25 protein-coding genes and 1 tRNA gene are annotated in these 24,287 nt (G+C 67.8%); 6 read left to right on the forward strand and 20 right to left on the reverse strand.

Translation table 11 applies throughout. The features are described 5' to 3' along the window. Positions 1-268: 268 nt before the first annotated feature. On the forward strand, positions 269-697 hold the full coding sequence (locus BUB57_RS16440) for a hypothetical protein (protein WP_143159586.1): 429 nt from the start codon (positions 269-271) through the stop codon (positions 695-697). Between the two features lie 195 nt (positions 698-892). On the opposite strand, the gene BUB57_RS02820 is transcribed toward BUB57_RS16440, so the two are convergent. The 4 genes from BUB57_RS02820 to leuB all read right to left on the reverse strand — a co-directional run bounded on the left by BUB57_RS02820 (position 893) and on the right by leuB (position 3,703). Next, positions 893-1,576, reverse strand: coding sequence for a UPF0149 family protein (locus BUB57_RS02820; RefSeq protein WP_073061664.1), 684 nt, complete (start codon positions 1,574-1,576; stop codon positions 893-895). 185 nt (positions 1,577-1,761) lie between these two features. After that, the gene (locus tag BUB57_RS02825) at positions 1,762-2,040 is read right to left on the reverse strand and encodes an SH3 domain-containing protein (RefSeq protein WP_073061667.1); all 279 of its coding nucleotides are present in this window, start codon (positions 2,038-2,040) and stop codon (positions 1,762-1,764) included. Positions 2,041-2,415: 375 nt separating this feature from the next. Beyond that, positions 2,416-2,492 (reverse strand) — tRNA-Pro (locus BUB57_RS02830). 107 nt (positions 2,493-2,599) lie between these two features. Then, complete coding sequence (leuB, locus tag BUB57_RS02835; RefSeq protein ID WP_073061669.1) at positions 2,600-3,703, reverse strand: 3-isopropylmalate dehydrogenase; 1,104 nt, start codon at positions 3,701-3,703, stop codon at positions 2,600-2,602. A 157-nt stretch (positions 3,704-3,860) separates the two neighbouring features. Here leuB and BUB57_RS02840 point away from each other — a divergent pair, with 157 nt between their 5' ends. Continuing rightward, on the forward strand, positions 3,861-4,268 hold the full coding sequence (locus BUB57_RS02840) for a hypothetical protein (RefSeq protein WP_073061672.1): 408 nt from the start codon (positions 3,861-3,863) through the stop codon (positions 4,266-4,268). Between the two features lie 70 nt (positions 4,269-4,338). On the opposite strand, the gene BUB57_RS02845 is transcribed toward BUB57_RS02840, so the two are convergent. The 4 genes from BUB57_RS02845 to leuC form a co-directional block, all read right to left on the reverse strand. Beyond that, positions 4,339-5,388: an endonuclease/exonuclease/phosphatase family protein gene (locus BUB57_RS02845; protein ID WP_073061675.1), complete on the reverse strand. Its 1,050-nt coding sequence runs from the start codon at positions 5,386-5,388 to the stop codon at positions 4,339-4,341. A 2-nt stretch (positions 5,389-5,390) separates the two neighbouring features. Continuing rightward, positions 5,391-5,996: a 3-isopropylmalate dehydratase small subunit gene (leuD, locus tag BUB57_RS02850; RefSeq protein WP_073061679.1), complete on the reverse strand. Its 606-nt coding sequence runs from the start codon at positions 5,994-5,996 to the stop codon at positions 5,391-5,393. Between the two features lie 94 nt (positions 5,997-6,090). Continuing rightward, positions 6,091-6,615, reverse strand: coding sequence for an HdeD family acid-resistance protein (locus BUB57_RS02855; protein ID WP_073061683.1), 525 nt, complete (start codon positions 6,613-6,615; stop codon positions 6,091-6,093). A 61-nt stretch (positions 6,616-6,676) separates the two neighbouring features. Beyond that, the gene (leuC, locus tag BUB57_RS02860) at positions 6,677-8,122 is read right to left on the reverse strand and encodes a 3-isopropylmalate dehydratase large subunit (protein WP_073061689.1); all 1,446 of its coding nucleotides are present in this window, start codon (positions 8,120-8,122) and stop codon (positions 6,677-6,679) included. Positions 8,123-8,510: 388 nt separating this feature from the next. On the opposite strand from leuC, the gene rsfS reads away from it, so the two are divergent. Then, positions 8,511-8,960, forward strand: a complete 450-nt coding sequence (gene rsfS, locus BUB57_RS02865; RefSeq protein WP_084731922.1) for a ribosome silencing factor — start codon at positions 8,511-8,513, stop codon at positions 8,958-8,960. A 12-nt stretch (positions 8,961-8,972) separates the two neighbouring features. Continuing rightward, positions 8,973-9,446: a 23S rRNA (pseudouridine(1915)-N(3))-methyltransferase RlmH gene (rlmH, locus tag BUB57_RS02870; protein WP_073062081.1), complete on the forward strand. Its 474-nt coding sequence runs from the start codon at positions 8,973-8,975 to the stop codon at positions 9,444-9,446. Between the two features lie 7 nt (positions 9,447-9,453). On the opposite strand, the gene BUB57_RS02875 is transcribed toward rlmH, so the two are convergent. Further along, entirely contained in the window at positions 9,454-10,281 is an 828-nt protein-coding gene (locus BUB57_RS02875) for an LOG family protein (RefSeq protein ID WP_073061702.1), read from the reverse strand. Positions 10,282-10,379: 98 nt separating this feature from the next. Here BUB57_RS02875 and dapD point away from each other — a divergent pair, with 98 nt between their 5' ends. Further along, entirely contained in the window at positions 10,380-11,204 is an 825-nt protein-coding gene (dapD, locus tag BUB57_RS02880; protein ID WP_073061705.1) for a 2,3,4,5-tetrahydropyridine-2,6-dicarboxylate N-succinyltransferase, read from the forward strand. Positions 11,205-11,552: 348 nt separating this feature from the next. Here the strand turns inward: dapD and BUB57_RS02885 are convergent, their stop codons facing one another. The 11 genes from BUB57_RS02885 to BUB57_RS02935 all read right to left on the reverse strand — a co-directional run bounded on the left by BUB57_RS02885 (position 11,553) and on the right by BUB57_RS02935 (position 23,050). Beyond that, a complete protein-coding gene (locus BUB57_RS02885; protein WP_073061708.1) occupies positions 11,553-12,491 on the reverse strand; it encodes a dihydrodipicolinate synthase family protein in 939 nt (312 codons plus the stop codon). Positions 12,492-12,606: 115 nt separating this feature from the next. After that, on the reverse strand, positions 12,607-13,308 hold the full coding sequence (locus BUB57_RS02890; protein ID WP_073061711.1) for a GntR family transcriptional regulator: 702 nt from the start codon (positions 13,306-13,308) through the stop codon (positions 12,607-12,609). Positions 13,309-13,316: 8 nt separating this feature from the next. Beyond that, entirely contained in the window at positions 13,317-14,345 is a 1,029-nt protein-coding gene (locus BUB57_RS02895) for a trans-3-hydroxy-L-proline dehydratase (RefSeq protein WP_073061714.1), read from the reverse strand. Positions 14,346-14,349: 4 nt separating this feature from the next. Beyond that, the gene (lhpI, locus tag BUB57_RS02900; RefSeq protein WP_073061717.1) at positions 14,350-16,080 is read right to left on the reverse strand and encodes a cis-3-hydroxy-L-proline dehydratase; all 1,731 of its coding nucleotides are present in this window, start codon (positions 16,078-16,080) and stop codon (positions 14,350-14,352) included. Beyond that, positions 16,077-17,078 (reverse strand): 4-hydroxyproline epimerase, encoded by a 1,002-nt coding sequence (locus BUB57_RS02905; protein ID WP_073061721.1) that lies wholly within the window; start codon positions 17,076-17,078, stop codon positions 16,077-16,079. The genes lhpI and BUB57_RS02905 overlap by 4 nt, the downstream gene beginning before the upstream one ends. A gap of 2 nt (positions 17,079-17,080) precedes the next feature. After that, positions 17,081-18,310, reverse strand: coding sequence for an NAD(P)/FAD-dependent oxidoreductase (locus BUB57_RS02910; RefSeq protein WP_073061725.1), 1,230 nt, complete (start codon positions 18,308-18,310; stop codon positions 17,081-17,083). 1 nt (position 18,311) lies between these two features. Beyond that, on the reverse strand, positions 18,312-19,034 hold the full coding sequence (locus BUB57_RS02915; RefSeq protein ID WP_073061728.1) for an amino acid ABC transporter ATP-binding protein: 723 nt from the start codon (positions 19,032-19,034) through the stop codon (positions 18,312-18,314). After that, positions 19,027-19,680, reverse strand: a complete 654-nt coding sequence (locus BUB57_RS02920) for an amino acid ABC transporter permease (protein ID WP_073061732.1) — start codon at positions 19,678-19,680, stop codon at positions 19,027-19,029. The genes BUB57_RS02915 and BUB57_RS02920 overlap by 8 nt, the downstream gene beginning before the upstream one ends. Before the next feature lie 12 nt (positions 19,681-19,692). Next, positions 19,693-20,358 carry an amino acid ABC transporter permease gene (locus tag BUB57_RS02925; RefSeq protein ID WP_073061735.1) on the reverse strand — a complete coding sequence of 222 codons (666 nt, stop codon included), beginning with the start codon at positions 20,356-20,358 and terminating at the stop codon, positions 19,693-19,695. A gap of 69 nt (positions 20,359-20,427) precedes the next feature. Further along, the gene (locus tag BUB57_RS02930) at positions 20,428-21,237 is read right to left on the reverse strand and encodes a transporter substrate-binding domain-containing protein (protein ID WP_073062084.1); all 810 of its coding nucleotides are present in this window, start codon (positions 21,235-21,237) and stop codon (positions 20,428-20,430) included. 289 nt (positions 21,238-21,526) lie between these two features. After that, positions 21,527-23,050, reverse strand: coding sequence for an aldehyde dehydrogenase (NADP(+)) (locus tag BUB57_RS02935; RefSeq protein WP_073061738.1), 1,524 nt, complete (start codon positions 23,048-23,050; stop codon positions 21,527-21,529). A 95-nt stretch (positions 23,051-23,145) separates the two neighbouring features. Between BUB57_RS02935 and BUB57_RS02940 the strand changes: the two genes are divergently transcribed. Then, positions 23,146-24,168 (forward strand): Ldh family oxidoreductase, encoded by a 1,023-nt coding sequence (locus BUB57_RS02940; RefSeq protein ID WP_073062088.1) that lies wholly within the window; start codon positions 23,146-23,148, stop codon positions 24,166-24,168. The last annotated feature ends 119 nt before the right edge of the window (positions 24,169-24,287 follow it).

Below are 24,287 nucleotides of genomic sequence, written 5' to 3' on the forward strand. Positions count from 1 at the left end.
ATGTCCGCTTTCGAAAACCCTGCGTTTCAGAACCCTGTGGCATCGTGCATGACCGCAAAGGGCCGAGCTCGCCTGCCACGGTGAGCGGAGCGGCTAGGGTGCCGAACCTGCCAGTTGCTGTGGTGCAAGCATCTTACTTGGAGACCATTGCGGTCATCGAAATTTCTTGATGAGCCCGAACGTCGGTATCTGTTAAGGCTTCTGCACGTCGCTTACTGTTAACACGCAACAGATCCACCCCTGCTTCGGAAGAGCAGCGCCTACGCCCATGGCTTCTATCATTACTGTTATTACGTCAATCGTCGTTTCCTATGCGACTGCCAAGCTAACAAGCTACTCAAAAGACGTGACAGGGGAACGTAAAGAATGGCGTGATCAAATCAGAAAAATGGCGGTTGAGGCCGTCCGATTGATGCAACTTAACGAGACTAAATCACAGAGATTTATGGATATTGTCTCTGAATTTCAAATTCGCCTCAACCCGGATGACAGGGATGACAAAGATATCTTAATCTCTCTCAGGGCGAGCATGAATGGCCCAAATAGCATATTGGAAGCTAAATTTCTGGCGCAAATTTCCAGACTACTTAAGCATGATTGGGAGCGAGCGAAATCGGAAAGCAGTGTTCTGGGCATCTTCAGCAAATCCAATAGCTTGGACATGAGAAGACTGCGGTCAACTGACTACTTGGAGTAGTAGCACAGCGGGCACCAGGTAGTGTCCATAGAATTTTAACCGTGATAGTGATCGGCTGCTTTGTCCGGCGTCGCTGCCATCCTGGCCCGGTGTCTGCTGCGGAGCAATACGAACTGCCGCTTCAAGGAATGCGGCTATGCAGAATTTGTCGAGGTCGACCGGCAGCTTTGGGCCGTGAGAGACTTGGGCGATCGGTCAGTTCCGACCGCAACATTGCTTGTATTTGCGGCCCGACCCACAGGAGCATGGGTCGTTCCGCCCGGGCCGGGGACCGGCGTTGAACGGCATCTCGGAACGATTTGCGGGCTCCATGCGGGAAAGCTCGGGACGAGACTGATAGAGTATCGTCGCAACGCAGTTCGGGATCAGATTGGGTGCTTCAAGGTCGATTTCGTCGATCTCCTCATCCGTGAACTTGCTGTGGCCAGTGTATATTTCCTGAAGCGCCATCAAGAAGATCATCGTCGTCCGCGTCTCTTCGTCGGCCTGAGCGAGCAGTCGATCCCAAGCATCCGGTCTTAGCCCCATAGCGCGAGTGAAGCCATCGATCCAAGGCTCCCACATCACCTCATCACTGTTGGGGTCAACCTCGTAGATGGGTTCGATCCAAGGTGAGCGGGTCATCGCCTCCGCAACCGAGTTGTAGTGAGCCATGACCGCACCGACCGTGGCTTCGGCGGTTTTCTGATCGGGAAAATTTGCCTCACCTGTCTCTCCCCAGACATGGGACATCCATTCCGAGGGCGGGATCATATCCGGGCAGGCAAGAACACCGACTACATAGCCATCAAGTTCACTGAGCGTCATGGGCATGTTCTCGATGGGCAGCGCATGCAACAGCGCGCTGAGACGCTCGAGTTCCTGATCGGACTGGTCCATAAATACCTCCCGGTGTTGCTCGGAATTTTTTACTCTGCGCGACGCCAACCCGCAATCCGCGCGAAGCCTGCTTCAAGCTCGGACAGGAAGATTGCTGCAGGCACCCCGAATGTCCGCAGTGGTGAAGCCGCGACGTAGCATCAGATCGTCGCGCCAACGTCTGCAAAGGGCCGACCATGTTGCTGTCAGCGATGCGCCAGATAGTCCGCCGAAACGTAACCCGAGATACCGGGCCTGTCGGCGAGCGAGACCCTGCACCAGACCTTGCCGTTGTTCGTGACGCAGTTCTGGCGGGTGAGGCGCGTTCCGTCAGGCAGGCCGATGATGATGTTGTGGTTGAGGCCAGGGCCTTCGCGCAGCTTCAGGAGATCACCTGGCCCGACGCCCTTTACCACTGCACCAGAACCGACCGCGCATCCGGTGACGATCATGAGAGCGAGAAGAGCAGCAAAATGAGTTCGCATTGCCTGACCTGAATCGTTTTGCCATCACTACGACACCATCACGCTGAATGACAGCAGGCAGATGCCGGGCGCGGATGAAAGGCTTGCAAAAGACCAGCCATCGAAGGCCCGTTCCGTCCCTTGGAGCAGCGATTCTGGTCGGGATTTCGCCGTGGCGCCAGTCGAGCGGCAGCATTCGGAGAATGCGGCCATGCAGCATGGGGGGCGTCCGACGAGCGGTTCTGGGCCGTGACCGACGATCGCCTCTAGGGTTACACGGCAAAGTGCATGCAAGCGGTCCGACCCGGCGAACTCAGCCGCGAAGCTCTCGACCTCACCAGAGGGTCGCCTTTTGACACAAAAGGCAAGACTCTCTGAAACGACATACACTGCAACTGGTCGGAGCGAGAGGATTCGAACCTCCGACCCCCTGCTCCCGAAGCAGGTGCGCTACCAGGCTGCGCTACGCTCCGACCGTGACGGGGCAGGTATCCTGTGGCGCGGGCGAATGCAAGGGGGGATGGCGCGCAAACTTGCGGTTGCGGCGCGGCCGGCCACACGGCGGCCGCGCCAACGGGGATCAGCCGGCCAGCGCAGCGACGATGCGGTCGCCCATGGCCGAGGTCGAGATCGGGGTGCCGCCTTCCGGCCCCATCAGATCGGCGGTGCGGGCGCCCTCGGCCAGCACCTTTTCTACCGCGGCTTCCAGATCGTCGGCGGCCTGGCCCTCGCCAAAGGAATAGCGCAGCGCCATGGCAAAGCTGAGGATGCAGGCGATCGGGTTGGCCTTGCCCTGCCCGGCGATGTCGGGGGCCGAGCCGTGCACCGGCTCGTACAGTGCCTTGGGGCGGCCGTTGGCAGCCGGGGCGCCCAGGCTGGCCGAGGGCAGCATCCCGAGGCTGCCGGTCAGCATCGCCGCCGCATCCGACAGGATGTCACCGAACAGATTGTCGGTCACGATCACGTCGAACTGGCGCGGGTTGCGCACCAGCTGCATGGCGCCGTTGTCGGCGTACATATGCGACAACTCGACGTCGGGGTATTCCTCGTCGTGGACCTTCTGAACGACCTCGCGCCACAGGATCCCCGATTCCATCACATTGGCCTTTTCCATCGAGCACAGGCGACCCTGCCGCTTGCGCGCCAGCTCGAACGCCGCGCGGGCGACGCGGGCGATCTCCGATTCCGTATAGCGCTGGGTGTTGATGCCCACACGCTCATTGCCTTCGGTGAAGATGCCGCGCGGCTCGCCGAAATAGACGCCCGAGGTCAGCTCGCGCACGATCAGGATGTCGAGGCCCGCGACCACCTCGCGCTTGAGGCTGGAAAAATCCGCCAGCGCGTCGAAGCACTGCGCCGGGCGCAGGTTGGCGAACAGGTCCATTTCCTTGCGCAGGCGCAGCAGCCCCCGCTCCGGCTTCACGCTGAAATCGAGGTTGTCGTATTTGGGGCCGCCGACCGCGCCCAGCAGCACCGCATCCACCGCCTGCGCCTGCGCCATGGTCTCGTCCGACAGCGGCGTGCCGTGGGCGTCATAGGCGCAGCCGCCGACCAGCCCTTCGGACACATCGAAACGCATGCCGCGGTTGGCCTGGAACCAGTCGATGACCTTGCGGACCTCGGCCATGACTTCGGGGCCGATGCCGTCGCCCGGCAGGATCAGAAGGGAATAGCTGTCGGTCATCTTGCGCCTTTGCGTTTCGGGTTTCGCGGATGGTTTCCGCGTAGCCCTGCCCTGCCGAGGCGTCAAGTTCACGGGCATTTGGCTTGCAGTCCGGCCGCCGCTCCGGTGGGTTGGTCCCGCCGCCCGCAGCGGAGCGCAGGAATGAAGGAGTCGGACGATGAAACCCATGCTGGCCATGGCTGCCGCAGCCGTCTGGATCGCCGCCGCGGGGGCCGGACTGGCCGAACGGGGAATGACGGTGCCGCTGCCCGACACATCCAGCCTGTCGCAGGCGCAGGCGCGCGCGCTGATCGCCGAGCTGGCGCAGGTGAACGTGATCACCTCGAACTGCCCCGACCATGCGATCTCGGACGCGGAATGGACGCTGATCACCGCCACCGGCGACCAGCTGGCCGCGCAGCTGGGGCTGAGCGCGCAGGACTACGACCGCGAATATTACGGCCCGGCCTTCCAGCTGCTGGACGATCCCGGCGCCTGCGACCGCATCGGCCCGACCGCGGGGCCGCTGATCGCGCGGCTGAAGCAGATGGGCGGCGGCACCACGCCGACCGACCACCCGCAGTAAACCACAGGTTCGGCAATCCGGGCGTCGTCACTGCGACCGCTCGCGCCATGGCGATGCCAGCCGCAGCCGTTCACTCAACCGCCAGATCGACCCAGACCAGCCGGTGACGGGACGCGGTGCGGGCGGCCTCGGCCATGGGGTCCCCCGGCGCAGGCCAGAACACCCCCGCGTCCAGCACGGTGAGATCGGGCGAGGGCAGCACCACATCCACCCGCATGTTGCCCGGCCGGCCGGGCTCAACGCCCCATTCGGCGGTGTCCAGCGCCGAATCGCCCCGCTGCGCGGCATTGGCGCCGGTCTGGGGCGCCAGCCGCCCGCCCTCGCTGGCGGGGCGCGGGTCCTGCACGCGGGTCAGCAGCGCCGCCATCGCCTGACGCCGCCCCTCGCCGTCCACGGGGTCGAGGTTGGTATTTCCGATCAGCACGAACCGCCCCTTTGGCAGATGGTCCAGCCAGAACGCGGCCTCGTCGTGGTTGCGCCGGGCGTTGCGGTCGCCGCGGCCGAACACCGGCGGCGTCGCCGCCCAGGCCAGCAGCGTCAGCGGCCGCTCGCCCATCAGCACCGGCACCTGCCAATGCGCGGTGGTGGACAGACGCTGCACCGCCGCGACCTCTGCCGGGGCCGGAGGCATCAGGTTGCCCGGCAGGTCGCGCCACAGCAGCGCCGAATGGTCGACAACCTCGCCCAGCGGCAGCCGCGACAGCAGCGCCATGCCCTTCTGCCCCGAAAACTGCCCGAAGCCCTGCGCATCGTCGGGACTGCCCAGCCGGCCGTCGCCGTCCAGGTCCAGCAAGGTCGCCATGCCGCGGTTGGGGCGGCTGGCGTGGCGGTGGGGATAGTCCACCCCCGCATCCGCCAGCAGCGCGGCAAAGGCGGCCAGCGCCTGCCCCTCGTGGTCCCAGTCGAAACCGGTCAGCAGCAGCACATCGGGCGCGACCGCGGCGATCACCTGCACCGCGGCGGCGACCTGCGCATCCTTGCCCGAGGAGATGTCGCGCAACAAAAGCCCCGGCCCCTCGCGCGAGAGGTCGGGGGAAAACGTCGCGATGCGCAGCCGCTCGGCCAGCGCCGGCCCGGCGGCCAGCGCCAGCCACAGGGCCAGCGCAGCCCAAAGGCGCAAGCCTAGACCCAGGGCTGCGATTGCGCGATGCGGGTCTCATACGCCTCGATCGCGGGGGCTTTCTCCATGGTCAGCCCGATATCGTCCAGCCCGTTCAGCAGGCAGTGCTTGCGGTGCGGGTCGATGTCGAAGTGATAGGCGGTGCCATCGGCGCCGGTCACGGTCTGCGATTCCAGATCGACGGTCAGCCGCGCATTGGCGCCGTTTTCCGCGTCCTTCATCAGCGCCTCGACCGCCTCGGCCGGCAGCACGATGGGCAGAATGCCGTTCTTGAAGCAGTTGTTATAAAAGATGTCCGCGAAGCTGGTCGAGATCACCGCCCGGATCCCATAGTCCAGCAGCGCCCAGGGCGCATGTTCGCGCGACGAGCCGCAGCCGAAATTGTCGCCTGCGACGATGATCTGCGAGTCGCGCCACGCCGGCTTGTTCAGCACGAAATCGGGGTTCTCGGTGCCGTCGGGGAAATAGCGCATCTCGTCGAACAGGTTCTTCCCCAGCCCGGAACGATGGATCGTCTTCAGGAACTGCTTGGGAATGATCATGTCGGTGTCGATGTTGACCAGCGGCATGGGCGCCGCGATGCCAGTCAGGGTGGTGAACTTGTCCATGTCTTCGCTCCGGGAAAATCGACTGCCGCGGCGTGCCGCGCGACAGGTTGGCCGGCGGCGGGGCCGCGGGCCGGTGTTTCGGTCGTGGCGGCCGTCAGGGCCGCCCGATGCGGCGCATCGCCACCCCCGCCATCAGCAGCGCGGTGCCGACCACGATCAGCTCGACCGCCAGCAGCACCCCCAGCGCCACGGCGCTGGCCTCGGGCAGGCGGAACAGGATGTAGAGCCCCAGCCCCAGCGAGATCAGCGCCGACAGCACCATGGTCCACATCATCTGGCTGCCGCGATACTCGGTCGCCGCCAGATACAGCCGCGACGCCCCCGAGACGAGGAACAGCGCCCCCACCACGATGGTCAGCGAGATCATCCCCTCCAGCGGGCGGGCCAGCATCCAGACCCCCAGCACCAGGTTCAGCAGGCTGAGCAGCCCGAACCAGCCGCGGTTGGGCAGGCTGCCGTCGGAAAACGCCGCCCACAGACCCAGCGCGCCGCTGACCACGAAGGCCCAGCCGACGAAGATCGCTACCGCCAGCGAGGCCGGCAGCGGGAATGCCAGGGCGATGATGCCCCCGATCAGGGCTACGACGCCCGCGATGATCAGTGCCGTGCTGCCTTTCATTGCGCCATCCTTTCGGGTTGGGGCCCGGCGGCCCCGTGGCCGCGCGGGCGGGGACAAAGGCTTATGCGGTGGCCGGGGCCTCGGCCAGCACCTCGCGCACATCGACCAGATGCCCGGCGATGCCTGCGGCGGCGGCCATGACCGGCGACATCAGATGCGTGCGCCCGCCGCGGCCCATCCGGCCCTCGAAGTTGCGGTTCGAGGTGGCGGCGCAGCGTTCGCCCGGCGCCAGCTGGTCGGGGTTCATCCCCAGGCACATGGAACAGCCGGCCAGCCGCCAGTCGAAGCCGGCGTCGATGAACACGCGGTCCAGCCCCTCTTCCTCGGCCTGCATCCGCACCAGACCCGAGCCGGGGACCACCATCCCGCGCACGCCCGGCGCCAGATGCTTGCCGCGCAGCACCCCGGCGGCGGCGCGCAGGTCCTCGATGCGGCCGTTGGTGCAGGATCCGATGAACACCGCGTCGACCTTGATGTCGGTCAGCTTCATGCCCGGGGTCAGCCCCATGTAGTCCAGCGACCGGCGCGCGGCCTCGACCTTGCCGCCCTCGAAATCCTCGGGGGCGGGGACGGTGCCGCCGATCGGCAGCACGTCCTCGGGCGAGGTGCCCCAGGTCACCACCGGCTCGATATCCTCGCCGCGGATGGTGACCACCTTGTCCCAATGCGCGCCCTCGTCGGAAAACAGGGTCTTCCACCAGGACAGCGCCGCTTCCCACGCGGCGCCTTTGGGCGCGTGCGGGCGGCCCTTGACGTATTCAAAGGTCTTTTCGTCGGGCGCGATCAGACCGGCGCGGGCGCCGCCCTCGATCGCCATGTTGCAGACGGTCATGCGGCCTTCCATCGACAGCTCGCGGATCGCCTCGCCGCAGTATTCGATGACATGGCCGGTGCCGCCGGCGGTGCCGGTCTTGCCGATCACCGCGAGCGTGATGTCCTTGGCGGTCACGCCGGGGCGCAGGCGCCCGGTGATTTCCACCTTCATGTTTTTCGACTTCTTCTGGATCAGCGTCTGGGTGGCCAGCACGTGCTCCACTTCCGAGGTGCCGATGCCGTGCGCCAGCGCGCCGAAGGCGCCATGGGTGGCGGTGTGGCTGTCGCCGCAGACCACGGTCATCCCGGGCAGGGTCCAGCCCTGTTCCGGGCCGACGATATGGACGATCCCCTGACGGATGTCGTTCATCGGATAGTAGTTCACCCCGAACTCGCGGGCGTTCTTGTCCAGCTCGGCGACCTGGGCGCGGCCCTCGGGGTTCTCGATCCCGTCCACGCGGTCGGCGGTGGTGGGCACGTTGTGGTCAGGCACGGCGATGGTCTTTTCCGGCGCGCGCACCTTGCGGCCGGTCATGCGCAGCCCCTCGAACGCCTGCGGGCTAGTGACCTCGTGCACGAGGTGGCGGTCGATATACAGCAGGCAGGTGCCGTCGGGCTGGCGGTCGACGACATGAGCGTCGAAGATCTTGTCGTAAAGCGTGCGGGGGCCGCTTTGGGTCGGGGTGCCGGTCATGGCTGTCTCTTTCGGAAAGATGGCATAAGGCGCGGGAACACGGAAAACACGTCTTGAGGCGCCGCAGCAGGCGGCGCGCAGGCACGGCCGTTCACAGTCGCGCGGTCACCGTCCGGCAAAGGCCGTAGAACCGGCCGGGCAGGCGGGCGCGATCGGATATGTCGAAAAACCGGATCATTCCGTCTAGATACCCCCTTGACGCCCCGTCCTGCAAGGGGTTGGCCCATGCGCAGGGCCCCATCGGGGCAGGCCAGGCCCGCCCTGCCCGGCAATTTCCGCCGCCCCTCGCAGGAATCTGCGTCGCGGTGGTTGAGAACGGGCGCTCTCGTGCTATCTTTGTCCCATCCCGGCGCCGGGGTCTTGCGGCGCGCTGACCGGAGGAAGTCCCCTGTCCACCACCGTCCCGCCGGCCGACACGCCGGCCGCGACCGCCTCGGAAGGCAGCGACCAGCTGCTGGCCCGCATCATCGCCTCGCTCGAGGATGACAAGGCCGAGGATATCGTCACCATCGACCTGCGCGGGCGTTCCGCGATGGCGGACCATATGGTCATCGCCTCGGGCCGCAACTCGCGGCAGGTGGCCTCCATCGCCGACAAGCTGGTCGAGCGGCTGAAGGCCCAGACCGGCCGCGGCGCCCGGATCGAGGGCAAGGATACCGGCGACTGGGTGCTGATCGACACCGACGAGGTGATCGTCCACGTCTTCCGCCCGGAAGTGCGCGAGTTCTATCAGCTGGAAAAGATGTGGATGCCGGCCGATGCGCTGGCCAGCCTGCGCGCCGACGCCGCCCGCGATGACGCCGGGCGCGACGGGGCGGGCCGCACGCTGGCGCAATAAGCGCCGGCGATGCTGCGGGTCCGTATCGCGGCGGTGGGCCGCCTGCCCGCCCGCGCCCCCGAATCGCCGCTGATCGCGGATTACCTGTCCCGATTCGCCCAGACCGGCCGCCCGCTGGGGCTGGGCCCGGCCGAGATCGCCGAGGTCGAGGACCGGCGCGGCGGCGGCAAACCGGCCGAGGCCGCGCTGCTGGCGCGCCAGATCCCTGCGGGCGCGGCGGTGATCGCGCTGGACGAACGCGGCCGGCAGCTGAGCTCTCCCGATTTCGCCGCCCTGCTGGCGCGTCTGCGCGACGACGGCCAGGCCGACGCGGTGTTCCTGATCGGCGGCGCCGACGGGCTGGACCCCGAACTGCGCGACCGCGCCGCGCACAGCCTGTCCTTCGGCGCGATGGTCTGGCCGCATATGCTGGTGCGGGTGATGCTGGCCGAACAGCTTTACCGCGCCGCCACCATCCTCGCCGGCGCTCCCTATCACCGCGCCTGACGCACGTTCAGCACTCGGAAAAATCGAACCCGTCGATGATCTCGACCGCCTCGTCGGCGGTTTCGACGAAATGGATCAGCTCCAGGTCCTCGGGGCTGATGGTCCCGGCCGCGGCCAGCGCCTGCCAGTTGATGATCTCTTGCCAGAACGCGCCGCCGAACAGCAGGAACGGCACCCGCCGCATCCGCCCGGTCTGGATCAGGGTCAGCGCCTCGAACATCTCGTCCATCGTGCCGAAGCCGCCGGGGAAGATGGTGATCACCTTTGCCCGCATCAGGAAATGCATCTTCCGGATGGCGAAATAGTGGAAGTTGAAGCACAAATCCGGCGTCACGAAGCTGTTCGGCGCCTGTTCGTGGGGCAGCACGATGGACAGGCCGATGGAATGGCCGCCCGCCTCGTGCGCGCCCTTGTTGCCGGCCTCCATCACGCCGGGGCCGCCGCCGGTGCAGATCACCCATTCCCGCCCATAGGTGGCCAGGCTGCGCTGGGTCATCAGGCCGGCGAAACGCTCGGCCTCGGTATAATAGCACGACAGCGCGCCCAGCCGCGGCGTGGCAGCAGTCTCGGCCTGTTCGGGGGCCGGGATGCGGGCGCCGCCGAACATCACCACCGTCGACTGCACGCCGCGCTCGTCCAGCACCATCTGCGGCTTGAGCAGTTCCAGCTGCAGCCGCACCGGGCGCAGTTCCTCGCGCAGCAGGAACTCGGTATCGGTGAACGCCAGCCGATAGGCCGGCGCGCGGGTCTGCGGCGTATCCGGGGTGCGGCGCGTGACCCGCACGTCCTGGTAGCTGTCGCGGAACGCGTGGCTGCGATCGTCTTCTGGCGTCATCGGACCCTCATCACCCGGCGCGTCAAGATTGCGCCCCCTTGCCCCCCCGCTTATAGCCCGAAGCTGACAGTTTCCACCCGAGGGATGAAGGAGCCGCCATGTCCTATGCAGCATTAGAGACCGCCATCGAGGCCGCCTGGGACGCGCGCGATTCGATTTCTCCCGCCACCACCGGCGAGACCCGCGACGCGATCGAGGCCACGCTGGAGGCACTGGACCGGGGCGAGCTGCGGGTGGCCGAAAAGCGCGGCGCCGACTGGCACGTGAACCAGTGGGCGAAAAAGGCGGTGCTGCTGGGCTTTCGGCTGAAGGACATGGAGTTCCAGTCCGGCGGCCCGCAGGGCGGCGGCTGGTGGGACAAGGTGGACAGCAAGTTCGCCGGCTGGGACGCTGCCCGCTGGACGCAGGCCGGGTTCCGGGCGGTGCCGAACTGCGTGGTGCGCCGCTCGGCCTATATCGGGCGCGGCGTGGTGCTGATGCCGTCCTTCGTCAACCTCGGCGCCTATGTGGACGAGGGCACCATGGTCGACACCTGGGCCACCGTCGGGTCCTGCGCGCAGATCGGCAAGCGCGTGCATCTGTCGGGCGGCGTCGGCATCGGCGGCGTGCTGGAACCGATGCAGGCCGGCCCCACCATCATCGAGGACGACTGCTTCATCGGCGCCCGCAGCGAGGTGGTCGAGGGCGTGATCGTGCGCGAGGGTTCCGTGCTGGGCATGGGCGTGTTCATCGGCCAGTCCACCAAGATCCTCGACCGCGAGACCGGTCAGGTGATGTATGGCGAGGTGCCCGCCGGGTCCGTCGTCGTCGCCGGCTCGATGCCGTCGAAGAACGGCGTGCATCTGTATTGCGCGGTGATCGTCAAGCGGGTGGACGCCAAGACCCGGTCCAAGACCTCGATCAACGAGCTGCTGCGCGACTGATCCGCGGCGGGGGCAGCGTGCCCCCGTGGCAGCCGCTTCGGCCCGCTTGTTCGGGAAGCGGGCCGATCACCCGCTCCCTCCCCTCGACCTCGGGTCGCAGCCGCAGTGAACGGCGGGGCGCTGCCCCGGACCCCGGGATATTTGCGCAAGGAAGAAGCACCGAGAGCGCCGCGGTGCAGGGCGAGGCTCTTTCATCTTGCCCCAAATATCCCGGGGATCCGGGGGCTTCCCCCCCCCCCGGTTCGGGCCTTGCCTGACCTCGCGTGGATTGAGCCCGAGGGCGTGCCTTGGGCAGTATCGCACCGCGCGGAAGATGCACGGCGAGACGCGGTTACGGGGTGGAAGAACTCACGCCTCGCGCGACCAGCCCTCGTACCATTTCTCGAACAGCTCCAGCTGCGCCTTGGCGAAGCCCTTCTGGCTGTCGGACAGCGCGTCGGTTTCGTTGAAATGCAGCTCGAACTCGGGATGCCCCTTGAGCACCATCAGGTATTTGTAGAACAGCACCAGATCGGCGCCCTCGTCAAAGCGCGACAGCACCTTCATCGCCTCGTCCAGTTCCTGCGCGCGGCGGCGGGCCACCACGTCGCCGGCAGCGGCCTGCTTGCACAGCCGCACCAGATGCAGCGAGGCCTCGGGCAGGACGCAGCCGATGCCGGTGATCGCCCCCGCGGCGCCGCAACGGAGGAAGCCGTGGAAGGTGCAGGTATCGACACCCACCACCAGCATGGCGTCGTCGTCGCGGCTGGTGATGTGCTCGGCGGCGTAATCCATCGCCGCAGCACCGCCGAACTCCTTGAAGCCGACCAGGTTCGGGTGTTCCCGGCGCAGCGCAAAGAACAGCTCGGCCCCGGTGGAATAGCCGTACCACGGGCTGTTGTAGATCACCGCCGGCAGGTCCGGCGCGGCCGCGAGGATCGCCTTGAAATGGTTGCGCTGCGCGTCGACCGCGGTGCTGCGCGACAGCAGCCGCGGGATCACCATCAGCCCGTGCGCGCCCACCTTTTGCGCATGGGCGGCGTGGGCCACCGCGGTGGCGGTGTTCACCGCGCCGGTGCCGACCACGACCGGCACCCCGGCCGCGACCAGCCGGGCCACGCCCTCCATCCGCTGCTCGTCGGTCAGCAGCGGCCAGTCGCCCATCGAGCCGCAATAGACCACCGCCGACATGCCGGCGTCGATCAGCCGCCGCCCGGTGCGCACCAGCGCATCGTAATCGGGGGTGCGGTCGCTGGTGCAGGGGGTCATCAGCGCGGGGATGCAACCTGCGAAGATCTGGGCGTTCATCGTGGACTCCTGGGCTGGACGGATGAGGACGGGCGCGAATCGCTGGACGTTGGCTTTGGTTATACAGTTTGTATTTTATTTGTCGACAGAATCCGGCCGGCCCTACAGCTTGCCCCTACAGCTCGATATGCCGGCGCCGGTCCTGCGCGATCAGCCGCTGCAGCTTCTGCACGATCTGGTCGGCGTGCTGCGTCGCCAGCTGGTCGGCGCGGGCGATGTCGCGCGCCTCAACGGCGGCGATGATGTCCTCGTGCTCTTCGACATAGCGGCGCGGCAGCTGGTCGTTGAACGAGGAATAATAGATGCGCAGCAGCCGCCGCCCTTCGTCCAGCAGACGGCTGAACATGCCGGTGTAATAGCTGTTGCGCCCGGCCGCGGCGATGGCGGCATGGAAGTCGCGGTTGACCGAGATCATCGCCGCCGCATCCTGCGCCGCCACCGCGCGGGCGAAATCACCCTGCAGCGCGCGGATCCGGCCCAGGTCCTGCGGGGTGCGGTTTTCCGCCGCCAGCCGCGTGGTCACCCGGTACATCAGCGTCAGCGCGTCGAAATAGCTGGGCAGGTCCAGAAAGTCGATGTTGGACACCACGGTCGAGCGGTTGGGCAGCGTCGTCACCAGCCCCTCGCCCGCCAGCCGCACCAGCGCCTCGCGGATCGGGGTGCGCGACATCGACAGCCGCTCGGCCAGCTGGTTCTCGTCGATCGGGCTGCCCGGCGGCAGCGCCAGGTTGAGGATGTCGTCGCGCAGCACCTGATAGACGAACTGCACGCCCTCGCCGCGTTTGCGCTCGGTCCTCACTGTGGTGTCCTTTGCCATCTTGCCGCCTATCTTGCGCCCCAGCTGTCGGTCAGCCGGTAACCCTGCGGCCACGGGTCCGAAGGGTCCAGCATGTGCTGGTGGATGCCGGTGATCCAGCCGCGCCCCGAGATTTCGGGCAGGATCGCGGGGGTCCCGGCCAGATCGGTGGTGCCGAGGATCCGCCCGGTGAAGGTCGAGCCGATCAGCGACACCGTGGTCAGCCGGTCCTCCAGCCCCATCTGCCCGCGCGCGTGCAGCAGCGCCATGCGCGCCGACAGCGCCGTGCCGGTGGGCGAGCGGTCCACCTTGCCCGGCTGGATCGCCACCGCCGCCCCGGCCCGCAGCCCGTTTTCGTCGCGGGTGACCGGCCCGGCGAACAGGCAGAAGGAGAAATGCCGCCAGTCGGGCAGCGTCGGGTGGCGGAACTGCATCGCCGCATTGGCGGCATTGGTGACGCGCACGCCCATGCGGGCGATGTCATGCGCCTCGGACGCGTCCAGCCGCAGGCCCATGGCGGCAGCGTCCACCACCACGAAACTGTCGCCGCCGAATGCGGTATCGACGGTCAGCGTGCCCAGCCCCTCGACCTCGAGGCTGCGGTCCAGTTCACCCGCGAAACTGGGCAGGTTCTGTACGAAGATGCGTTCCGCCTTGCCGTCCCGGCATTCGGCGCGGACCCGGACGAGGCCGCCGGGCGCCTCCAGCACCAGCCGGGTTTCGGGCTCCTGCATCTCCACCAGCCCGCCGTCCAGCAGCACCGTCGCCACGCAGATCGAGTTCGACCCCGACATCGGCGGCGTGTCCTCGGGCTCCATGATGATGAAGGCGGCATCGGCGTCGGGGTGTTTGGGCGGCACCAGCAGGTTGACGTGCCGAAATACCCCGCCCCGGGGTTCGTTCAGGACAAAATTGCGCAAGCTGCCGTCGCGGGCGATCCAGCGGGACTGGTCCCAGATCGTGTCGCCGGGGGGCGGCAGCACCCCGCCGACGATGACATCGCCGACCTCGCCCTCGGCATGAGCGGAAATCACGTGGATGGTGCGGGTGCTGCGCATGGGTCTATCCTAGCCAATGGGGTCTGCCGGGGGCGTGCCCGGTCAGCGCCGCGGCGACGCAATCGCCCATGCTGCCGAAACGCAGCGGGCGGCCGGACAGGCCGGGGCCGTAATGGGCGTATTTGCCGGAATTGGTCATCACCGCGGTCGCCTGCGGCGGGAACACCGGCTCGGTGATCGAGCACCAGCAGAGATCGGGGATCGCCTGCACCCCGCTTTCCTTGAGCCGCGCCAGAGTGCCGTCGCCGTTCAGTTCCGCGATCACCGCCCGCCCGGCGGTGACGATCAGCGGAATGACGACGGGGCGGCTGTCGAGCAGCGCCGCCAGCTTGCGGCCCTCGGCGGGCGAGATATGGGGGCTGCCGATGGCGACCAGATCGACCGGGGTGCCGGTGGCGGCGCGGGACCGAGGCTCTGCCTCGGGCTCCGGGATATTTTCATGATGAAGAAATTGCTGGTTGAGCTCGTCCCATGCGGCGGCAAGGTCGGCGGTGGTGATGCGGCGACGGACGACGTGGGGCAGCGGCGGGCGCGTGGCCTCGGGGGTCACGCCCTCGACATGCAGCATCGGCGCGGCCGAGGTGGTGCCGAAAGCGGCGCAGAGCGCCTTGAGGTCGTCGGGCGAGGGGTTCAGCCCCCCGACGCCCCGGATCAGCGGGATCGCGGCGGGCGCGGCCGATCCCGCCACATGGCCCAGCAGCGGCCAGAAGGAATCGTCTGGGTCCGCGGGTGGCTCGACCTCCAGCACCAGTTCCGGGCGACGGGCCTCGTCCAGATAGACCCCGGCCAGCGGCGCACGGCCGGTCACCGCCATGCACAGATCCAGATAATCGGGGTGTTTCGGGGTCCGCGCCCCCAGCACCGAATTGGCATAGACCACCGCGTTCGATTCCGCCCAGGCGATATCCTCGCCCGCCTGCGGGCGGTCGGTCAGCAGATAGGGCGCGCAGGTGAAGCTGGGCCGGCAACCCATGCGCACATAGGCATCCGCGAGGCGCGTGGCGCGGGCGCCGAAATTCGGGTCCACCCCCTGCGCTTGCCAGTGTTCGCGGTCCACGGAAATCGCGTTGATGGTGGTCGGCACCCGCACCTGCGCGCCGAGGTCCCCCATCTTCTCGGCAAAGATCAGGTTCGCCGGGTGGGCGAGGATGCAGCCGTCGATATGGCCGCGGCTGATGTCGGTCAGCGCCGCCGCCCCCTGCTGGCGGGCCATGGCGCAGATGATCCGCATCGCCAGCGCCGCCGCCGCGCCGTCGCGACCGGCAAGGATGGCGCGGTCACCCTCGGTCAGCGCCAGCGCGTGCTCGGGCGGGTCCGTGATGGGGATGCGCAGCCCGTCGCCGGTGATCGCGTCATCCCCGATCCGCAGGCGGGGCTGGGCGGCAAGGCGGGCGAAGTCGGCAGCCGAGACCCGCAGTACCGGCAAAGACCGCCCGAACATCTCGGCCCCGATCAGCGCGCCAAGGGTCAGGATATCCTCGGGCTCCGAAAAGATCAGCGCCGCCGGGGCGCGCCCGTTCAGCATCAGGTCCAGCATTACCCCGGAGCCCGAACACGATCCCCGGCTGGTCGGCATCAGCACCACCGCCCCCGCCAGATCCGCCCCATGCGCCGAGTGATGCGCGTCGATCACGCGCGCGGTGGCCGGATCGACCCCACCCCAGAAGCTGAGCCCCTGGTCCATGGCCAGCACCGGGCCCAAGGCCAGCCCCGGCAGGATGCGGGTCGCGGTCATTTCACCACGAACCCGTGCGCGTAAGGGTCGCGGTCGTCGATGAAGATGGTGTTGATGCCGGTCTGCCGCGCCCAGCCCCCGATCGAGGGGATGATCGCCGGGCGCCCCGCCACTGTCACCGCTGCCTCGACCCGGCCCTTGAAGATCGAGCCGATGATGGATTCGTGCCAGAACTCGTCCCCGACCGCCAATTTGCCCTTGGCCGCCCATTGCGCCATGCGGGCCGAGGTGCCGGTGCCGCAGGGGCTGCGGTCGATGGCCTTTTCGCCATAGAACACCGCGTTGCGGGCGTGCGCGCCGGGCTGCGTCGGCGCGCCGGTCCACAGGATATGCGACAGCCCGTTGATGCGGGCATCCTCGGGATGGGTGAACTCGTATTTCGCATTCAGCGCCGCGCGCAGCAGCGGTGACCAGCCGACCAGTTGGCCTGCGGTATGGTCGGCGATGTCGCGGAAGTTCTTCTGCGGGTCGACGATGGCATAGAAATTGCCGCCATAGGCCACGTCCACCACGATCTCGCCCAGGCCGGGGACCTCGGCGGTCAGCCCCTCAGCATGGAGGAAGCCGGGGACGTTGGTCAGCCGCACCTCCTCGACGAAGCGGCCCTGCTGGACATAGCTGATGTCGACCTTGCCGGCGGGCGTCTCGATCGACAGCCGCCCGGGCTCGCGTGGGGTGATCAACCCGTTCTCGATCCCCATGGTGATGGTGCCGATGGTGCCGTGGCCGCACATCGGCAGGCAGCCCGAGGTCTCGATGAACAGCACCGCCACGTCGCAATCGGGGCGCGTCGGCGGATAGAGGATGGAACCCGACATCATGTCATGGCCGCGCGGCTCGTACATCAGCCCGGTGCGGATCCAGTCGAACTCGCGCAGGAAATGCGCCCGCTTTTCCAGCATGTCCGCGCCGATCAGCCGCGGCCCGCCGCCGGAAACCAGCCGCACCGGATTGCCACAGGTATGCCCGTCGATGCAGGAAAACGTATGGTTTGCCATGGTCAGAACCTTGTCGAGGAAAACGGTGCCAGCGGGATCGGCGGGGCGGCGCCGGTCACCAGATCGGCGACCAGCCGCGCGGTGCCGGGCGATTGCGTCAGCCCCAGATGGCCGTGGCCAAAGGCATAGGTGACGCGCGGACTGGCGCGCGAGTGGCCGATCACCGGCAGGCTGTCGGGCAGCGAGGGGCGGAAGCCCATCCATTGCACGCCGCCCTGCGGGTCCAGCCCGGGCAGGAACGCTTGCGCCTTTTTCAGCATCGCCTCGGCCCGGCGGAAATTGGGCGCCAGCTCCAGCCCGCCCAGCTCGACCGCGCCGCCGACGCGGATGCCGCTGGACAGGCGCGACACCACGAAGCCATGGCCGCCAAAGGTCACCTGCGTGCGCAGGTCGAACGCGCCCGGCGGCAGCGTGGTGTTATAGCCGCGCTCGGTTTCCAGCGGGATCTTCTCACCCAAGGACCGCGCGATGCGGTGGGAATGCGCGCCCGCCGCCAGCACCACATGGCCGGCGCGCCAGCCGTGGTCCAGCGCGACGCCATCGGCGCCGGGGGACAGCGCCGTGACCTCGGCCCGCTCGATCCTTCCGCCGCCGGCGCGGAAACGATCCGCCAGCGCCAGCACATAGTCGCGGGGATCGCTGATCGAATACCACCCGGGCGTGAAGCTGCCCTTGACGAAGCGCGGCGACAGGCCCGGTTGCAGCTCGGCCATTTCTTCCGCGTCCATGTGGCGAAAGGCGATGCCGTGGCGGGTGCGCGCCTCCCAGCCGGGCAGCGAGGCGCGGAACTCGGCCTCGGATTCATAAACCTGCAAGTTGCCGTCGCGGCGCAGCATCGGCATTGTGCCGGTGGCCGCAAGGAACGGCTCCAGCTCGGCCTTGGACAGGTCCATCAGCGCCGTCTGCGCCACGGTCGAGCCCTCGACCCGCGCCGGCGAACAGGCCCGCCAGAAGCGGAACATCCACGGCGCGATCTTCAGCGCATAGGCCGGCTTCACGGTCAGCGGCCCCAGCGGGTCCAGGAGCCAGCGCGGCGCTTTCCGCAGGATCCCGGGCGAGGCCAGCGGCAGGATGTCGGTGAACGCGAACGCCCCGGCATTGCCGGCCGATGCGCCCGCCGCCGGTCCCTCGCGGTCCAGCACCACCACGTCCAGCCCCCGCATCTGCAGGGCCAGCGCCGCGGACAGCCCCACGACGCCGGCGCCGACGACGATCACATCCGGCTGCGCCATCTTACGCCGTCGCCGCCAGGAATTTCTGCAGGTCCGGGCTTTTCGGGGCGCCGAACAGCTCGGCCGGCGGGGCGATTTCCGCCATCACCCCCTGATGGAAGAACGCCACCCGGTCGGACACCTCGCGCGCGAACTTCATCTCGTGCGTGACGCAGATCATCGTCATCCCCTCCGAGGCGAGCAGCCGCAGCGTGTCCAGCACCTCGCCCACCAGCATCGGGTCCAGCGCCGAGGTCACCTCGTCGAACAGCATGTATTTGGGCGACATCGCCAGCGCCCGGGCGATCGCCATGCGCTGCTGCTGGCCGCCCGACAGCCGCGAGGGATAGACCGACAGCTTGTCGCCCAAGCCCACGTGTTCCAGCTGCTTGACGGCCATCGCCTCGGCCTCGGGCTTGCTCATCCCCTTGACCTTGCGGGGGGCGAGCATGACGTTTTCCAGCACCGTCAGATGCGGAAACGCGTTCCATTGCTGAAACACGATGCCGATCTTCTGGCGCAGCTCGTTCAGGTCGGTGCTGCGGGCGTGAACCTCGGTCCCGTCCACCAGGATGCGGCCGGAATCGATCGGCTCCAGCCCGTTGATGCAGGTCAGCAGCGTGGATTTGCCCGACCCCGAGCCGCCGATGATGGTCAGCACCTCACCGTTCTGCACGGTCAGGTCGATGCCCTTGAGCACCTCGAGCGCGCCGAAGGATTTGCGGACATTCTGGATCTCAATCATGGGTCCACCGTTTTTCAAGGTATCCGCCCAGCCGCGCGACGGGGAAGCTGATAAGGAAATAGAAGGCGCCGCAGATCATCAGCAGCAGCAGCGGTTCCTGCAGCCGGGTGATCAGGATCTGGGTGGATTTCAGCAGCTCGGTCACCTGCACGACATAGACCAGCGCCGAATCCTTCATCACTCCCAGCGACAGCCCGATCCAGGACGGCAGCCCCACCCTTATCGCCAGCGGCAGCACGATGTTGGTCATGTCCTGCCGCCAGCTCAGCCCCAGCGAGCGCGCGGCGCGGCGCACCGGCTGCGGCACCGATTCGATGGCGCCCCGCACGATTTCCGCGCAATAGGCCGAGGTATACAGCGTCAGCACGATGCAGGCGACGGTCAGCCCCGACAGCCCCAGCCGCAGCACCATCCCCAGAAAGGCGTTGGCCAGCACCAGCTGGATCAGCAGCGGGATCGAGCGGAACACGTCCAGCACGAAGGTCAGCGGCGCGGCGATCACCGGCCCGACCTGATAGCGGAAGATGCCGAAGACGATCCCCAGCACCGTTCCGAAGAACACGGCGATCAGGGTGACGAAGATCGTCATCCCCGCCCCCTTGGCGAGAAAGATCAGGTCGTTGGCCGACAATGCGGTATCGAACATCCCTGCCCCCTCTCAATAACGGAACATGCGGCGCGCGAGCAGCCGCGCGCCAAGCTGGATGACCTTGGTGATCAGGTAAAAGATCACGGCGGCGACGGCGAACAGCTCGAAGGTGCGGAAGGTCAGCGCGTTCAGGTCCTGCGTGACCCCGTAAAGATCGGTGTTCATGCCGACGGTGACCCCCAGCGAGGTCATCAGGATCGCCCAGACCATCTGGTTGGTCATCGGCAGGAAGGAAATCCGCAGCATCTGCGGCATCACGATGAAGCGGAACGCCTGCAGCTCGGACAGCCCCAGCGAACGCCCGGCTCGCGCCTGGGTGTCCGGGATGGCCTTCAGCGCACCGCGGAAGTTTTCCGCCAGATAGCCGGCGTTGTTGAAGGTGATCCCCAGCAGCAGCGAGGTCCAGGGACTGAAATGGATGCCGAAGCTCGCGACGCCGAAATGCGCCATGTAGATCTGGAACAGCGCCGGGGTGTTGCGGGCGATTTCCACCCAGCTTGTGGCGATGCCCGACAGGATGCGGCTGCCCGACAGCCGAAACAGCGTCAGCACCACCGCCAGCGCGATCCCGATCGCCATCGACAGCAGCGCCACCTGCATGGTGACCACCGCGCCGTCGAGCATCTGCGGAAGCCGGGCCAGCGCCTGCTTCCACTGGAAGGTATAGTTGAACATGACCGCCTTGCCTTGGATGAGGGTTCGGCGGCGCGACCGCGGCCGCGCCGCCGGATCAGGCGGAAGGCGTCAGCGGTAGACGCCCTTGATGGTCAGGTCGGCCGGCTCGCCCTCGCCCACCCACTTGGCGTAAAGCTCGGCATAGCGGCCGGTGCGGACCTGCTGGTTGATGAACAGGTTCAGATAGTCGATCAGCCCGTGTTCGCTGCGCAGCGCGATCAGCGCCACGTAGTCGGGCACCATCGGCGCCTTGTCCACGATGCGGATGCCGGGGAAGTTGCCGGATTTCACGTTGGCCTCGGCCACCTCGACGGTCGAGACGGTGGCGTCCAGCTGCCCCTGGCTCAGCGCCAGGAACACGTCGGCCTGGTTCTGATAGGGACGGAACTGGCCCTCGCCCCATTCCTTGACCTGGCCTTCCAGCCAGATCGCCTCATAGGTGCCGGCAGTGGCGCCCACGGTCTTGCCCTTCATGCCTTCCCAGTCGGCCATCTCGACCTTGTCGTTGGCGACCACGGCGTTTTCAAAGGCGTAATAGGGGATCGAGAAGCCGACGGTCTTGGCCCGCTCGAGCGTGTCCGAGGTCGAGGCGACGCCGATGTCCACCTGCCCCGACACCAGCGCGGGGATGCGCTCGGGGAAGGTGGTCTCGACGATCTCGGCCTGGACCCCCAGCGCCGCGGCCAGGTCATTGCAGTAGTCCACGTCGAAGCCGATCGGCTGGTTGTTGGCGTCGCGCGACCCCATCGGCGGGAAGTCCAGCACCACCGCGCAGCGCAGCTTGCCCGAGGCGATGATGTCGTCGAGCTTGTCGGCCAGCGCCGGCGCGGCCATCGAGGCGGTGGCGACCGCGGCCGCAATGATCGAGGCGAATTTCATGTCGTTCTCCACTCCCTTACCAGATCCGGTTCTCCATCGGCCGAATCCATGGGTTTTTATTGCCCCTCGCCGGCCACAAATCAATGATAAATACAAGCTGTATGCAAAACCGTCGCAGAGTCGCTGCCAGCGCCCCCATGGGCAGCGCCGCGGCTGCGGCAGCGTCGCATGGGTATTTCCGCCAGAAAGAAGCCCCTTCGCCCCGAACCGGCGCGGGAATTCTTTCTGGTCCAAATACCCATGCGGCCGCGACGCAGGGTCGCGGCCGCAGAAACGGGTGCAGCGTGGCTCAGACCAGGTCTTCGGGCAGGATCGCCTCGGGCAGGTTCTGGTAGCTGACCGGGCGCAGGAAGCGGCGGATCGACATGGTGCCGACCGAGGTCGCGCCGAAGTTGGTCGAGGCCGGATAGGGGCCGCCGTGGACCATGGCGTCGCAGACCTCGACCCCGGTCGGGAAACCGTTGGCCAGCACCCGCCCGGCCTTGCGCTCCAGCACCGGCAGCAGCTGCCGCGCCAGCCCGGCGTCGCCTGCGTCCATGTGCAGGGTCGCGGTCAGCTGCCCGTTCAGGCTGCGGGCGATGCGCAGCATCTCGTCCTCGTCCCGGGCGGTGACCAGCAGGCCCAGCGGGCCGAACACCTCTTCGCCCAGGTCGTGGTTGCCCAGCCAGTCCTCGCCCGAGACCACGAACAGGTTCGGGGTGGCGTTGCGCTGGTCGCACATCGAGGTCAGCGCCTCGCGCACGCCCTGGCTGGCGGCGATGCGCTCGCGGCCGCGGCGATAGGCGGCGGCGATGCCCTGGGTCAGCATCACCTGTGCGCCGACCTGGGCCAGCGCCTCGCGCATCGGGGCAAGGATGGTGTCGGCCTGGTCTTGCAGCACCACGGCGATGCCGGGGTTGGTGCAGAACTGCCCGGCGCCCATGGTCAGGCTGCCGGCCCAGCCGCGGGCAATCTCGTCGCCACGCGCGGCCACTGCCTGCGGCAGCAGGAACATCGGGTTCACGCTGCCCAGCTCGCCGAAGAACGGGATCGGGTCGGGACGCTGCGCACACAGGTCGAACAGCGCCCGGCCCCCGGCGAGGCTGCCGGTGAAGCCCACGGCGCGGATCAGCGGGTGCTGGACCAGCGCCCGCCCGACTTCGAGCCCGCCATCGTGGACCATGCTGAACACGCCCGGGTGCAGCCCCAGCCGCCGGCGGGCGGCGTCAACCGCCTCGGCCACGATCTCGCTGGTGCCGGGGTGGGCGGGGTGGCCCTTGACCACCACCGGGCAGCCCGCGGCCAGCGCCGCCGCGGTGTCCCCGCCCGCGACCGAGAACGCCAGCGGAAAGTTCGAGGCCCCGAACACCGCCACCGGCCCGATCGGGCGCTGCATCAGGCGGATGTCGGGACGCGGCAGCGGCTGGCGGTCGGGCAGCGCCGGGTCGTGGCGGCGGTCCAGGTAATCGCCCTTGCGGATATGCTCGGCGAACAGCCGCAGCTGGCCGGTGGTGCGGCCGCGCTCGCCCTGCAGCCGCGCCTCGGGCAGGCCGGATTCCTGCGTGGCGATTTCGGTGATCGCGTCGGCGCGGGCCTCGATCTCCTCGGCGATGGCGTCGAGGAAGCGGGCGCGGTCCTCGCGCGAGGAATAACCATAGTCCCAGAACGCCGCCTCGGCCGCCTGGCAGGCGCGATCCACCAGATCGGGGTTGCCGCTGCTGAACTCATGCGCCGGCCCATGCGCCGGGTCCGAACGGAAGCGCGGCTCGGCGCCGATCCATTCGCCGGCGATCAGGTGTTTTCCATGCGGGGTGAAATGCGGGTTCGCGGACATTCGGGCGGGGTCTCCTGGTCATGCGCGTTGTCGGCATTGCATACATAATGTATGCATTCGGCACAACGACAGATGCAGCCAACCTGGGGGACAAGATGACCGGCACCATGACCATCGACCAGCTGACCGCCGAGGTCGAGCGGATCTTTCGGGCCGCGGGCGCGTCCGAGTTGCAGGCGCGCACCGTGGCCGAGGTGATCGTCGCGGGCGAGCGCGACGGCTGCGCCTCGCACGGGATCTACCGGATCGAGGGCTGCCTGCGCACCATCGAGGCCGGCAAGGTCGACGTGACCGCCACGCCGGAGCTGGACGACGACGGCAGCGCGGTGATCCGGGTGCGCGCGAACGGCGCCTATTCGGTGGCCGGGCTGGCGGTCGGGCTGCCGGCGCTGGCCGAACGCGCGCGCCAGCTGGGGCTGGCGGCGCTGGTCATCAACGACTGCACGCATTTCTCGGCGCTGTGGCCCGAGGTGGAACAGATCACCGCGCTGGGGCTGGCGGGCATCGCCATGTGCCCCAGCTATGCGACGGTGGCGCCCGCAGGCGGATCCAAGCCGCTGCTGGGCACCAACCCGCTTGCCTTCGGCTGGCCGCGCCCGGGCGGGCGGCCCTATGTGTTCGATTTCGCGACTTCGTTCATGGCGCGCGGCGACGTGGAGCTGCACCGCATCGCCGGCAAGCCCCTGCCCGAGGGCTGCGCGGTGGACCGCGACGGCAACCCCACCACCGACCCGCAGGCGGCGCTGGAAGGCGCGATGCTGCCCTTTGGCGGGCACAAGGGCTCGGCCATCTCGACCATGATCGAGCTGCTGGCGGGGGCGATGATCGGCGACATGACCAGTGCCGAGGCGCTGGACTACCTGGGCACCACCACCCTGGCCCCGAAACATGGCGAGCTGCTGCTGGCCTTCTGCCCCGAGCGTTTCGCCGCCGGCCGCGCCGATCCCTTCGCCCGGGCCGAGACGCTGCTGGAGGCCATCGTCGGCCAGGGCGCGCGCCTGCCCTCACAGCGCCGCTTTGCCGCCCGCGCCCGGGCCGAGGCCGAGGGCATCGAACTCAGCGCCGAGCAGATGCAGATGCTGGCGCGGATGCGCGAGCGGGTGGGGCTGGCGGGCTGAGCTTTGGTTGCGCGGCCGGACCGAGGGCTGTCTGCCCCCGGGCCGCTGCCGCGGCCTTGTTCGCTGAAAACGGTCCGCCGGACTGTTTTCCGGGCGCTCACAAGCCCCGAGGATATTTA

Origin of the sequence: Paracoccus solventivorans (assembly GCF_900142875.1) — a bacterium.
In the GTDB taxonomy this organism is placed as follows: Bacteria; Pseudomonadota; Alphaproteobacteria; order Rhodobacterales; family Rhodobacteraceae; genus Paracoccus; species Paracoccus solventivorans.